General features: G+C 63.9%; 15 protein-coding genes. 11 read left to right on the forward strand and 4 right to left on the reverse strand.

Features of this window, described 5'->3' with window-relative positions; genetic code table 11:
- The first annotated feature begins 14 nt into the window (after positions 1-14).
- Positions 15-320 carry a hypothetical protein gene (locus BFL43_RS09550; RefSeq protein ID WP_084892313.1) on the forward strand — a complete coding sequence of 102 codons (306 nt, stop codon included), beginning with the start codon at positions 15-17 and terminating at the stop codon, positions 318-320.
- A 40-nt stretch (positions 321-360) separates the two neighbouring features.
- A complete protein-coding gene (locus BFL43_RS09555) occupies positions 361-630 on the forward strand; it encodes a DUF4229 domain-containing protein (RefSeq protein WP_084892314.1) in 270 nt (89 codons plus the stop codon).
- Positions 631-648: 18 nt separating this feature from the next.
- Here BFL43_RS09555 and BFL43_RS09560 read toward each other — a convergent pair whose 3' ends face one another.
- Positions 649-1,578: a cation diffusion facilitator family transporter gene (locus tag BFL43_RS09560; protein ID WP_084892315.1), complete on the reverse strand. Its 930-nt coding sequence runs from the start codon at positions 1,576-1,578 to the stop codon at positions 649-651.
- Between the two features lie 223 nt (positions 1,579-1,801).
- Here BFL43_RS09560 and ctaD point away from each other — a divergent pair, with 223 nt between their 5' ends.
- From ctaD to BFL43_RS09580, 5 genes are read left to right on the forward strand one after another with little or no spacing between them, the layout of a single operon-like run.
- Positions 1,802-3,571, forward strand: coding sequence for a cytochrome c oxidase subunit I (gene ctaD / locus BFL43_RS09565; protein WP_084892316.1), 1,770 nt, complete (start codon positions 1,802-1,804; stop codon positions 3,569-3,571).
- A gap of 4 nt (positions 3,572-3,575) precedes the next feature.
- Positions 3,576-3,806 (forward strand): hypothetical protein, encoded by a 231-nt coding sequence (locus tag BFL43_RS29420; protein ID WP_240498167.1) that lies wholly within the window; start codon positions 3,576-3,578, stop codon positions 3,804-3,806.
- Positions 3,788-4,072 carry a signal peptidase II gene (locus BFL43_RS29425; RefSeq protein ID WP_240498168.1) on the forward strand — a complete coding sequence of 95 codons (285 nt, stop codon included), beginning with the start codon at positions 3,788-3,790 and terminating at the stop codon, positions 4,070-4,072. Before BFL43_RS29420 ends, BFL43_RS29425 begins: the two co-directional genes overlap by 19 nt.
- Positions 4,073-4,107: 35 nt before the next feature.
- Positions 4,108-4,779 carry a TlpA disulfide reductase family protein gene (locus tag BFL43_RS09575; RefSeq protein ID WP_240498169.1) on the forward strand — a complete coding sequence of 224 codons (672 nt, stop codon included), beginning with the start codon at positions 4,108-4,110 and terminating at the stop codon, positions 4,777-4,779.
- A complete protein-coding gene (locus BFL43_RS09580; RefSeq protein ID WP_084892317.1) occupies positions 4,776-5,030 on the forward strand; it encodes a hypothetical protein in 255 nt (84 codons plus the stop codon). Before BFL43_RS09575 ends, BFL43_RS09580 begins: the two co-directional genes overlap by 4 nt.
- 76 nt (positions 5,031-5,106) lie before the next feature.
- Here the strand turns inward: BFL43_RS09580 and BFL43_RS09585 are convergent, their stop codons facing one another.
- The 3 genes from BFL43_RS09585 to BFL43_RS09595 all read right to left on the reverse strand — a co-directional run bounded on the left by BFL43_RS09585 (position 5,107) and on the right by BFL43_RS09595 (position 9,769).
- On the reverse strand, positions 5,107-7,131 hold the full coding sequence (locus BFL43_RS09585) for a cytochrome c oxidase assembly protein (protein ID WP_240498172.1): 2,025 nt from the start codon (positions 7,129-7,131) through the stop codon (positions 5,107-5,109).
- A 222-nt stretch (positions 7,132-7,353) separates the two neighbouring features.
- A complete protein-coding gene (locus tag BFL43_RS09590; RefSeq protein ID WP_084892331.1) occupies positions 7,354-8,595 on the reverse strand; it encodes an Nramp family divalent metal transporter in 1,242 nt (413 codons plus the stop codon).
- 250 nt (positions 8,596-8,845) lie between these two features.
- A complete protein-coding gene (locus BFL43_RS09595; protein ID WP_143695222.1) occupies positions 8,846-9,769 on the reverse strand; it encodes an alpha/beta fold hydrolase in 924 nt (307 codons plus the stop codon).
- Between the two features lie 807 nt (positions 9,770-10,576).
- Between BFL43_RS09595 and BFL43_RS09605 the strand changes: the two genes are divergently transcribed.
- The 4 genes from BFL43_RS09605 to BFL43_RS28545 all read left to right on the forward strand — a co-directional run.
- A complete protein-coding gene (locus tag BFL43_RS09605; RefSeq protein WP_084892333.1) occupies positions 10,577-10,861 on the forward strand; it encodes a hypothetical protein in 285 nt (94 codons plus the stop codon).
- Positions 10,858-11,121, forward strand: a complete 264-nt coding sequence (locus BFL43_RS09610) for a hypothetical protein (protein ID WP_084892319.1) — start codon at positions 10,858-10,860, stop codon at positions 11,119-11,121. The genes BFL43_RS09605 and BFL43_RS09610 overlap by 4 nt, the downstream gene beginning before the upstream one ends.
- Positions 11,121-11,678 carry a hypothetical protein gene (locus tag BFL43_RS09615; protein ID WP_084892320.1) on the forward strand — a complete coding sequence of 186 codons (558 nt, stop codon included), beginning with the start codon at positions 11,121-11,123 and terminating at the stop codon, positions 11,676-11,678. The genes BFL43_RS09610 and BFL43_RS09615 overlap by 1 nt, the downstream gene beginning before the upstream one ends.
- Before the next feature lie 185 nt (positions 11,679-11,863).
- Positions 11,864-12,142, forward strand: a 279-nt coding sequence (locus BFL43_RS28545; RefSeq protein ID WP_168176586.1) for an STAS domain-containing protein, incomplete at its 3' end; no start/stop codon positions are given.

The following is a 12,142-nucleotide window of genomic DNA, read 5'->3' on the forward strand; positions in this document are numbered from 1 at the left end:
GAAAGGCCCCCCACATGAGCGGAACCGACAGTGATGTCAACAAGGACTGGAACAACCCGCGCGCGGTACGTGCCGGCGCCCTCTACCTCGGCGGATTCGTCCTGGTCGGTATCGCCCTGCTAGTGGCCTACCGCCAAACCGACTCCCGGTTCTGGGGGTTCTGCGCCCCAGCGGTCTTCATGATCGGCGGGCTCGGCGCGTTCGCGCAAACCTACCGAGCCTGGCAGCGCGGCGGCCTGTGGCCACTATGGCAGGGCGTGGGCTGGTTTCTGCTCGTCATGATGCTCGCGACCCTGGGGCTACCGGTCCGCGACCTGTGACACTGCCGCAAACTATCGCTGACAGTACTATCGGGGGGTGATGGACACTGCGACCAGTCGATTGATCCGCGATGTCGTGATACTCAATGGTGCTCGGTTGACCACCGTGGTTCTTACCGTCATCGCAGTGTATTTCGGGGCCCGCGCCGTGGGCCTGGAGCTGTCAGTCCTGGTGGCCATGGTGTGCGGAGTCGTTGTCGCAGTGGCTGCTTCGGCAACATTTCTGCGTCCCCTGCGCCGGCGGGTCAACGATGGAATCGCCGCGGTGGACGCCCGGCGCACCGAGCGACGCGGCGCGGGGAACCCCTAGCGCGTTGCGATCACGGTGTCACCACGAAAGGTCGTGGCACCGCGACCCTGACGCCGGTTCCACCTGCACCGTGGCATGTTTGAGATGATGGGTGTCGGTGAGCATCTGCTGGGCGGCCGTCATCACTGCGCCGTGATCAGCGCCCGGGCCCGCCACGACATGGGCCGAGGCCACCTCCATGCCCGAGGTCAGGGTCCACACGTGCAGATCGTGCACCTGCACCACCCCCTCCAGACGCGTCAGGTCCTTCAGTACCTCGTCGACATCAATGCCCGAAGGTGCGTGCTGGAACAGGATGCGCAGTGCCCCCCGGGCCAGGGAGTAGGCCCGCGGCAACACAAACAGACCGATGCCGACGCCGATCAGCGGATCGGCGTACCGCCACCCGAACAACAGGGTAACTAGGCCGCTGACCAGCACTCCCACCGAACCGATCATGTCGGCCATCACCTCGAGATAGGCACCCCGAAGATTAATGCTCTCCTTCGCGCCGGACTGCAACAAACCAAACGCGATGATGTTCATCGCCAGACCGACCAGGGCCACCAGCACGACGGGCAGGCCGGGAACCTCAGGCGGATCGGCCAGACGCTGGGATGCTTCGTACAGAATCCAGCCGGCGGCGCCGAACAGCAATGCTGCATTGAACAGAGCGGCAAACACTTCAGCCCGGTAAAGGCCGAAGGTCTGATCAGTGCGGGTGGTGCCGCGCCGGGCCACCAACACCGCCATCAACGCCAAGAACACACCCAGCACATCGGTGAAAACATGAGCCGAATCGGACAACAGTGCCAGCGACGAGGTGGCAAACCCGACGATGAGCTGGGTGACCAGCGTGATCAGCCCCAGCCCCAACGCCATCCATAGCCGCCGCACATGGCGCCCCGAGGCGCTCGCGGCCTGCCCCGGGGGGATCGCAGCATGATTGTGGTTGTGGCCTTGCCCCATAGTGTTCCTCCACCTTCCAGATACATAGTCACATGCGCATACATGCAAGTATTGAACAGGGCCGCCCGTTGTGCAAGCTACTATCTCAGATAGTAGTAAGTCTGCGAACGGTGGCAGCACGGGACGCTCACTGCAGCTGCACCCGCGGACTGGTGCATCTAACTACTATGATGCATAGTAGTTAGATGACTGTGATCAGCCGCCAGGTGAGTGGGATGACGAAGTGAGCTTGCTGGACGAACCGGCGAAACTGGAACCGGCACGGCCGTTTCCGGCCCGGACCGGCCCCAAGGGGTCGTTCATCTATAAGATGATGACGACGACTGACCACAAGACTCTTGGCGTCATGTACCTGGTGTTGTGTTTCGCGTTTTTCCTCATCGGCGGTCTGATGGCGCTGCTGATCCGCGGGGAGCTGGCGGCGCCGGGGCTGCAGTTCTTGTCCACCGAGCAGTACAACCAGCTCTTCACCATGCATGGCACGGTGATGCTGTTGATGTACGCCACACCGATCGTCATCGGCTTCGCCAACGTGGTGCTGCCGTTGCAGATCGGCGCCCCCGATGTGGCGTTCCCGCGGCTGAACGCGTTGAGCTTTTGGCTGTTTGTCTTCGGCTCGAGTGTGGCACTGGCCGGCTTCATGACCCCCGGCGGCGCCGCAGACTTCGGCTGGACCGCCTACACCCCGCTGACCGACGCTATCCATTCGCCAGGCGCCGGCGCGGACATGTGGATCCTGGGCCTGGCGGTCTCAGGGCTGGGCACCATTTTGGGTGCGGTCAACATGATTACCACCGTGGTGTGTTTGCGCGCACCCGGTATGACGATGTTCCGGATGCCGATCTTCACCTGGAACATTCTGGTCACCAGTGTCCTTATCCTGCTGGCGTTCCCGTTGTTGACCGCGGCGCTGATGGCCCTGGAGTTCGACCGACAGTTCGGCGGCAACATTTTCGACCCCGCCAACGGCGGCGCCATCTTGTGGCAGCACCTGTTCTGGTTCTTCGGTCACCCCGAGGTCTACATCATCGCCCTGCCGTTCTTCGGGATCGTCTCGGAAATCTTCCCGGTCTTCGCGCGCAAACCCATCTTCGGTTACACCGGCCTGATCTACGCCACGCTGGCGATCGCCGCCCTGTCGGTAGCGGTCTGGGCCCACCACATGTACGCGACCGGCGCGGTCCTGCTGCCGTTCTTCTCGTTCATGACATTCCTGATCGCTGTGCCGACCGGGGTGAAGTTCTTCAACTGGATCGGCACGATGTGGAAAGGTCATATGACCTTCGAGACGCCGATGCTGTTTTCTATCGGCTTCCTCATCACGTTCCTTTTCGGTGGCCTGACCGGTGTCCTGCTCGCGAGCCCGCCCCTGGACTTCCAGCTGTCCGACAGCTACTTCGTCGTCGCGCACTTCCATTACGTGCTCTTCGGCACCATCGTGTTCGCCACCTACGCCGGCATCTACTTTTGGTTCCCCAAAATCACCGGACGCATGCTCGACGAGAAACTCGGCAAAATCCACTTCTGGCTCACCTTCGTCGGGTTCCACACCACCTTCTTGGTCCAGCACTGGCTGGGCAACGAGGGCATGCCCCGGCGCTACGCCGACTACCTTGCCTCGGACGGCTTCACCACCCTCAACATGATCTCCACGGTCGGAGCGTTCATCCTCGGTGCCTCGACACTGCCGTTCCTGTGGAACGTCTTCAAGAGCTACCGCTATGGCGAAGTGGTCACCGTCGATGACCCGTGGGGTTTTGGCAACTCCCTCGAATGGGCCACCAGCTGCCCGCCGCCGCGCCACAACTTCACCGAACTACCCAAAATCCGTTCCGAGCGGCCGGCATTCGAGCTGCACTACCCGCACATGGTGAACCGGATGCGCGAGGAAGCCCACATCGGGAAAGGCCACAACAGCAAAAAGGCCGAAGACACCCGCCGCGAACCGCTGACGGTCGGGACGCACGAATCATCCACCGACCCCGACACATAAGCAGATGCGCGACCGCAAATCCGCCCGACGTCTCTTTCTGATCGGCGTCGGCGGCGGCACCGCCGCCGCCCTCGCCCTCGAGCCGATCATGCGGCGCCAGCTCGCTGATCGCGACGTCGACCTGGGAATGTTGCAACTGCGACTGGCCTACAACACCGGCGTCGGATTCAGTGTCGGGCAGGACAACCGGTATGGCTTCTCATCGCCGTTACCGCCGTGCTGTCGCTGGCTCTGATCATCTACGGGTGGCGCACGGCGGCAACTGCACCGACTATCTCGACCGCTGGTCTGGCGCTCATGGCCGGCGGCGCCAACGCCAATGTCATCGACCGCGCCCTCGATGGCCGCGTCACCGACTACTTCCACACCGGCTGGTGGCCCACCTTCAACCTCGCTGACACCTTTTTGACGGCCGGGGTGATGCTGGTCGTTGTCGGGACGGTGTGGCACGAGCGAAAGTCAGCATCGACGCAGACCACCTCCGCGGAGACCGGTCAGTGAACCGGTGGGGTAGCGCTGCGAAGCAGCGCCGCACCGTGTCTGCCTCCACCCGCTGGAGCGTGGCCGCGCTGGTGGTCGTGATGGCCCTGATCGTGGCCATCTGGCCACGCGAGAGCGCACCGGTCGGTCCTGCTCCCAGCAGCGGTGCCGGCGGCTCGGCGGCGCCTTTTCCCGGAGAGCAGGCCGATGTCCCCGCCCAGGACTTTGCAGCTGCTCGGCAGAAGGCCGCTTTGGCACCGTGCCCGGCGGCGGGCGCAGCGCCGGGTCCGAACTCAGCACTGGCCGGTGTGAAGGCGGTGTGCCTGGCCGACGGCTCGACCGTCGACCTTGGCAGCGCCACGGCCGGCCGGCCGTGGGTGATCAACATCTGGGCCTATTGGTGCGGACCGTGCCGCCAGGAACTACCAATTTTCGCAGATTTCGCGCGCATCGCCGCAGGCCGCGTCGAGGTCCTTACTGTGCAGGGTAAAGAAGGCGCGCAGAACCCCTTCCTGTCGCTGAACCTGTTGATCGAGACCGGTGTCCGTCTACCCACCGTGGTCGACTCCGACGCCGCCATCGCCGCGGCGCTAGGAGTGCCGCGCGTCTATCCCACGACGGTCCTGGTCGGCGCCGACGGCTCTGTTGCCGCCGTCCTACCGCAGGTGTTCACCTCGACCGAGGAACTCATTGAGGTAGTCAACAGCCGGCTAGGACTGGACGTGTGAGTACCGCCGTGCCGTATCTGACCGAGCCGCCTGTGCCCCGGCATCTGGGTCCTCGCCGTATCTTGCGGTACGTGCTGTGGCTCGCCCGCAACCTTGTAGCAATCGTTGACGTCGATGCGCACCGCGTTGGCGTTACGTTTGTGCTGGCGATCGCCGCGGTGCCCGGAGCTCTGTTACCCCAGCGAGACCTCAACGCTCAGAAGACCACTCCGGCTTCTGGGGCTCTACCGGCGAGGACCCCGCGCGCATAAATCACCGCGCGGTGAAAGGACTCTTGCTGCCGCGGGGCCGACAGTTGGCCCGGTACGTGAACTGCGGGTGAGGGTGTTAGGGCTCGGTGCTGGGGTCCGGGCAGTTGGTATTGGCGGTATCGGATCCTGTATCGCCGGCGGCTGGGGCATTGCGGCGTCCGGCATTCGCTGACGCGGACATCGTCGCCAGCATGGCGTTGTAGCTGGCCAACGCTGAGTCGTCGTCGCGGTCTTCGCTGCGGTCGAATCGTGTGGCTTGGCGCTGATCTTGTCGGCTCCATTGCACCAGCAGTGCCAGCATCACCAGCACGAGGGGGATCTCACCGGCCGCCCAGGCGATGCCGCCGCCGAGTCGTTGATCGCTGAGCAGGTCGGGGTTCCACGGCAGCCTGAGGCTGTTGTAGTAGTCGCGGGCGATGATGTTGTCGGTGCTCATCAATGCAACACCAAAGAACGCGTGGAACGGCAAGGAGCCGAACACCATCGCCAGTTTCGCCACCGGTGAGAGCGTGCGGGGCGCCGGGTCGATGCCAATGACGACCCAGTAGAAAAGGTAGCCGCTGACCATGAAATGCAGGTTCATCGCGAGGTGCGCCGCGTGATAGTCGGCCAGCAGCTCGAACACACCACCCAGGTAGAGCACGTAGTAGCTGCCGACGAAGAGCACCGACGCCACCAGCGGGTGGGTCATGAACTTGGAGAACGGACTGTGCAGGAGAGTCAGGATCCACTCTCGGGGGCCTGGGGGTGCGTTGCGCCCGGCAGGCGAGAGCGCCCGCAGCGCCAGGGTCACCGGGCCGCCGAGTACGAGCAGCACCGGCACCAGCATCGACAGGACCATGTGCGCGATCATGTGCATGCTGAACAGCGCGGGCGCGTACTTCCCCAGCCCTGACGAGGTGGCGAACAGCAGAGCCGCGCAGCCCAGCATCCAGGTGATCGTGCGTCCGATCGGCCACGCGTCCCCGCGGCGGCGGAGCCTGATCACGCCGCGCAGATACACGACGGCCATGACGATCGCCAGGGTCCCGAACAGCAGGTCGAAGCGCCAGTCGGTGAGTAGAGCACCGAAGGTCGGTGCCTCGTCGATCCGGTAGCCGAGCACCAGTTCGGCGGCCGGCATGTCCGCGGGGTTGACGTTGGCGGGCGGTGGGGTGCGTGAGAGGCCGACGGCGATGCCGAAGGTCGCGGCGAACACGAGAAGTTCGGCGAAGGCGAATCTGACGAGCGGCTTACGCTCGTCGGCGGTCAGAGCCGGGATCGTCGTCCGGCGATGCCAGGCGCCGAATCCCCCGAGGACGATCAGGGCAGCGAGCTTTGCCAGGACGAGCTGCCCGTAGGTCTCGGTGAAGAGTTGGTCGATGTGCACGCGGACCAGCGCGTTGATGACACCGCTGGCTCCGACGACGATGAAGCACCAGAAGGCGACCCGCGAATATCGCCGGGCCGCGAGCGCGGTGAATTGGCCTCCTCCGCGTGCGTAGGCCAGCAGCGCGAAGAGGCCACCCATCCAGAGGCAGGCGCCGACGATGTGCAGGATCAGGCTGTTGGTGGCGACGTCGTGGCTTCCGCCGGTCGATGAATGTCCCGCGATGGCTATCGGCATGAGCATCAACAAGGCCAAGGGCAAAGTGATGAGGGTCCACGTCCACCGCAATGCGATCCGGGCGACGATTGCGCAGATCAGCGCGAAGATAGCGGTCCACAACCATGATTGGGCGGCAGCAACCTGGTCGAAGGCTGTGGTCATGCGGTCGATGGTCAGGGTCTCCGACAACGGGAAGCCGGACGCATCCGAGATGGTCAGCGGGATCATGAGCAGGGCCGCGATCGCCCAGATCAGCGCGCCCACCGATGCGAAGCGGATTGCGCGGTACCCGCCGACGTCCAGAACCCCGTCTTGTTGCGGTGGGGCGAAGAATGCTGCGAACAGTGCCCCTCCGACGGCCACGACGGCACCGATTTCGCCGATCGTCTGCACGGTGGGCAGTCCGTAGCGTGTCAACAAACCTGGGTCTCCGACGCCTGCCAGATCCAGGGCTGTGCTCGCGGAGATGGCGGTGACAGCAATGGCGACGGCTGCCGCGACCCAGGCCAACACCCAGCCGATGCTCGCCGCGGCACTTCGGCGTATGTCGATCGAATCGGTGCTCGGCGTACTCACCCTATGAGGGTATGCAGCACGGCTGACGCCGCCGGACCCGGCGTATCGCCTGACCTGATAGGCGGCGACATCCCCTATGCGACCCCGTTCTCCTCGACGAGGGTGCTGGCGGGCGCCGGGCAGCCGGGGGTAGCAGGGGATGTGCCACCATTCGGCCGCTCAACCCGTAACAGTCAAGTAGATCAACGCCACATTGAGGGCGATGATCACTGCGGCGGTCAGCCATGCCAGCCCGGTCGTGACGCGGTGGTTGATGTCGGCACCCATCAGTGCACGGTCGCTGGTGAACCGGACCAGGGGGACGAGCGCGAACGGGATTCCGAACGAGAGCACCACTTGCGAGACGATCAGTGCGCGGGTGGGATCGATACCCACTGCCAAAATCGCGATCGCCGGGATCAGGGTGACCAGTCGCCGGACGACGATCGGTATCCGTCGGCGCAGCAGACCGTCCATGATCATCGCGCCCGCGTAGGCCCCGACCGAGGTCGATGCCAGACCTGACGCCAACAGCCCCAGCGCGAACAGCAGCGCGACCACCGGGCCCAGTGTCTGTCCGATGGCGTGGTGGGCGCCCTCGATGGTGTCGACGTCGTCGCGGCCCTGCAGCGTGGTTGCTGCCAGCAACAGCATCGACATGTTGACCGTGCCTGCGACCAGCATCGCCAGGCACACATCGACACGGGTGATCTTCAGCAACCGCTGACGGAACGGGCCGGGTTCGTTGCGGCCGTGTCGATCTCGAACCAACCCCGAATGTAGATACACCGCGTGTGGCATGACGGTGGCACCGAGCATGGCTGCGGCGAGCATCACGCTCTCGGCGCCCTCGAAGCGGGGGATCAGGCCGGCCGCGGCGGCGGCCGGGGACGGCGGCTCGACCACGACACTGGTCACAAACCCGATGGCGATGACCGCCAGCAAACCGATGATCACCCGTTCGAACGGGCGCTGCCCGCGCCGATCCTGAACCAGCAGCAGCCCCATCGACACCACACCGGTGATCACGCCACCCACCAGCAGCGGCAGATCGAACAATAGGTTCAACGCGATGGCGCCGCCGACCACTTCGGCCAGGTCGGTGGCCATGGCCACCAACTCGGCCTGCACCCAGTACCCCAGCCGTGTCGTTCGTGAGGATCGTTCGCGCACCGCCTCCGGGAGCGACAAGCCCGTCACCACACCAAGTTTGGCCGACAAGTACTGCACCAGGCCCGCCATCACATTCGCGGCGACGATCACCCACACCAGCAGGTACCCGAATTGGGCGCCGGCACTGACATTGGATGCGACATTGCCGGGATCGACGTAGGCGATCGCGGCGACAAACGCCGGCCCCAACAGCAACGAACCCGAGCGAGCCCCCCGCAAACGCGACCGAGCCTCGTTTTCTACCGCCATCGCGCACCTTCCGAAACCTCCGATCACGGTAGTGTACGGGCAGTCGAAGAAAAAGATTCGGCCACCCGATACTTTAGGCATCCGCTGAAAGGGACCGCCCAGGAACCTGGCTGCGGCTGCTCGTGCTCCCCTCGGGGGACTGCTGCCAAGCGCGCGACCCCGCCGGTGGGTACATGCAGGCTGCGTCGGAACGTGTGGGAAGGACGCAGAGCAGGCTGACGGCGGGTGATTGAGCGTTAACGCCTACGTACTACAGACGCACTGACGCGAATACCTTCTGCACCGCCGCCGCCAGCTGGCCCAGTCCTGGCTCTTCAACGGGGAAGTGGCCGCAGCCCTCAAGCCGTACCGCATGAGCTGGCCCAGAAATCTGCGCGAGGAAGCGTTCGCTTACCTCCGCGGGGATCCACCGGTCTGCGCCAGGATGTACAAGCGTGAGCTGCGGGCCCCGGTACCGTTCGGGTCGGGTGTGAACGAAGCTGAACCAGTCCGCGAGGAATCCCACGGGCACCCTCGTGCCGCCACCGAGGGGATCTGTCGCGCATAGCCGAGCGAGGTCGGGATTCGCGCTCATTGCATTCATGCGCGCGAGCCACCGGATTGGTACACGCAGCGTTCCTACGGCGAGCGCCATCGCCGGCAAGGTGTACGGCGCGCTCCAACCCAGCACTGCCCAACGGGCAGCTGCCCTGCGCGCTGAGCGGTCGGTCAGATCGAGCAGACACGTGACAACGACTGCGGCCGGAATGCCTGTGCGCGCTGCTACTTCATAGGCGAGCATGCCCCCCATGCTGGCGCCGAACAGAACCAGCGGCCGAGAATCGTCGCGCGTCTCGGCGACCACAAGATCGCACAGCAACTCGATCCAGTCGCGGTAGCGCACCGCGCCGGGCTCAGGTGTTCTTGTCCGCCCGTACAGCGGAAGATCCGGCGCCAAAACCTCCACTGGCGTCGTGCCGATGACGGCAGACAAAGGCCACAATGCTCCAGCGTGACCACCACCGCCGTGAATGATCATGACTCGCACGGGCGCCGAGAGGTCGCGCTTGCGTGCAATGTGCACCTGCTGTCCGCGCCACGACCACCACGTCTCTACGGGACGCGGGGCGCCCCGAAACCGTTCCGGCAAGAACTCTTCGTACCGATCAATCTCGGGGTAATCGACGTCGTTCACATCTTGAGCATCCGCCCAATGACATGAGGTAGCAAGTGTTCCTGGCGGTAGTCGGCCTTTACCTCTACGAGCGGGCGACGCGGCCCCGGGGTGCAGCGGCCCGGATCATCTAAGCGGTTCGAGCGACCACCCGCTAGATTTAATGCATCCTTCTTTCAAGGATGGTACCGGCGTTGCCGGTCGAAAGCATCAGAACTGTTGTCGAGTTCTATTGCGATCGTTTGGGTTTCACCGTTGACTATTGTGACGATGGGTTCGCAAAGCTTGTGCGTGATGGTGCTGAGGTGCATCTGTGGGCGGCTTCTGACGAGGATTGGCCTGGGCGGGACGACTTGATGGCGATGCCCATTTGCAGTGGGGCCGAGAGCTTCATGCGGGAACTGCGAGTTGTCGAATCGAGACTGACGCCGTAGACGCACTCATGTCGAGATGAAGGAAAGTCAGGTACTCCACCCTGGTGATGCAGGCGAAGGCGCGGGAGCTACGGAATGGGAAACCCGCGAGTTTGCAGTCATCGATCTGGACGGCAACCTGCTGACATTCTTCTCTCGAAGCGTTGGTAGGCAGCCAGCTGGGTCTGGTGACGACGGATGACCGTTCTATGTGCAAGGCGTGAGGTGATGCGTCCGCTCAGCGCGCAGTTCAGTCCTTGTGCCACTCATCTGGAACGGACAACGTTTCGTCACTGGTGACGAAATGATTTGTGTCACAACTGATTACGCCGATAATATAGATTATGTCAAGTAGTGCCAAACGAACCGTTAGGTAATGCTCGACAATGGCCTGTTGGTTTGCGACACTGAGACCATGTCCAACTCTCGACTCCTCGAGATCATCGACGCCTGGCGGGTGGCCGACCAACGAACCGACGCCGAAGCGGCTCGCCGGATTGGGATTTCGCGCGCCACACTGAGTTTGATGCGGACGAACGGAGTCAGGGCGCTTCCGAACAGAACCACTCTGGACGGTATCGCCGTGACTACCGGCACGCCGTACACGACGGTCCTGGGTGCTGCGTTGCAAGACGCCGGCTACCTCGATCACCGGTTCATCATGATTCCCGTCGACGAGACTTCGCCGGGGCGCACATGAGCACCACACCAGTTGACCTGGATCGGCAACTCGCCGCGATCGGTGAACAGCTCACCGAGGTGCGACGCGCAGCGATCGAGCTGTCACGTGACTATCGGCACTTGCCGATTGGGCAACTCGGTGTGGACACGCTGGGTGACCCACTGACCCCCGGTGAGGCTCTGAGCAAGGCCTGTGACGGGCTAGACGGTTTCATCGGAGCCCTTGCTCTGGCCGACGACGCCAGTATTGCCCGGACCTACACCACACGACTGCAGTGATGAACAGCGATCTCGATCCTGAGTTCGTCGAACTGATCGACGCTGTCGGTGAACGCCGCGCGCAGGCGCTGATCGCCGCCGCTGTCGCGGTCGCCGCGGACATCCGAGCTGATGCCGACGAGCTGGGTACCGATCCGGTAGATCGGGCGCGCCTCAGAGTGCTTGGTCAGCTTCCGTCAATCACGTTCGGGCAGAGTCGCTTTTGGCGGTATCAGCTGGCCGAGTGTGCTGACCGTCTGGCTCAGGACACCCTGCGGTGGGGAGCGCCGGTCCCCCGCTGCACGGGCGAAGAAATGGTGCTGCATCTGATCGTCGGCCGAGCCCCTGCCGCCGATACCGGGCTGCCAGCCACGCAAGCGATGGTCTGGTCAGGCAATCCTGATGATCCCGACACCTGGGGTGACCTGTCCGTGGATCTCTTTCAGGACCACGACGTGCTCACCCTCTACGACGTGCCCGCCGAGGCTGTCACGAAGCTGGTCGGCGGAGTCAACCTGGAGCCGGTCGAATGGTTCACCGAGTTCGATACTGAGTTCCCTGTTCCCCACCGTCCATGAAGGGCTCGCGGCGTGCGGCCCTGCCGTAGTTTCTACGTCGGCGAGCACGCACACCAGTGTCGGCAACCATCTACCCGCCGGCGTGTGAATCAGCGAGCGTCATGGCTGTATCGGCCCGTGGCAGACTGGGATGGTCATTTTTCGTCGTGAGTGATCGCACGCACGGTCGATCGAAAGGAACAGTGGTGTCACTCATTGGCGACGGGAATGGTGAGCAGTCGGCGAACAATAAGGGCAGTGCGCCTCTCTTATCGGTAACCACGGTCCGCCACAACGACGTGTTCGTGGTGAGCGTGACCGGCAGCCTCGACGCCTTGACCGCGCCGCATCTTGATGCCGCTGTCCACAACGCGGTCGCAACGAGGCCGGGCGGGCTGATCGTTGATCTGACCGACACCGATTTTCTCGCATCGGCGGGGATGTCCGCGTTGATCAACGCCCAGCACGCGGCCGAAGAGCATGGC

Origin of the sequence: Williamsia sp. 1135 (assembly GCF_002095395.1) — a bacterium.
In the GTDB taxonomy this organism is placed as follows: Bacteria; Actinomycetota; Actinomycetes; order Mycobacteriales; family Mycobacteriaceae; genus Williamsia.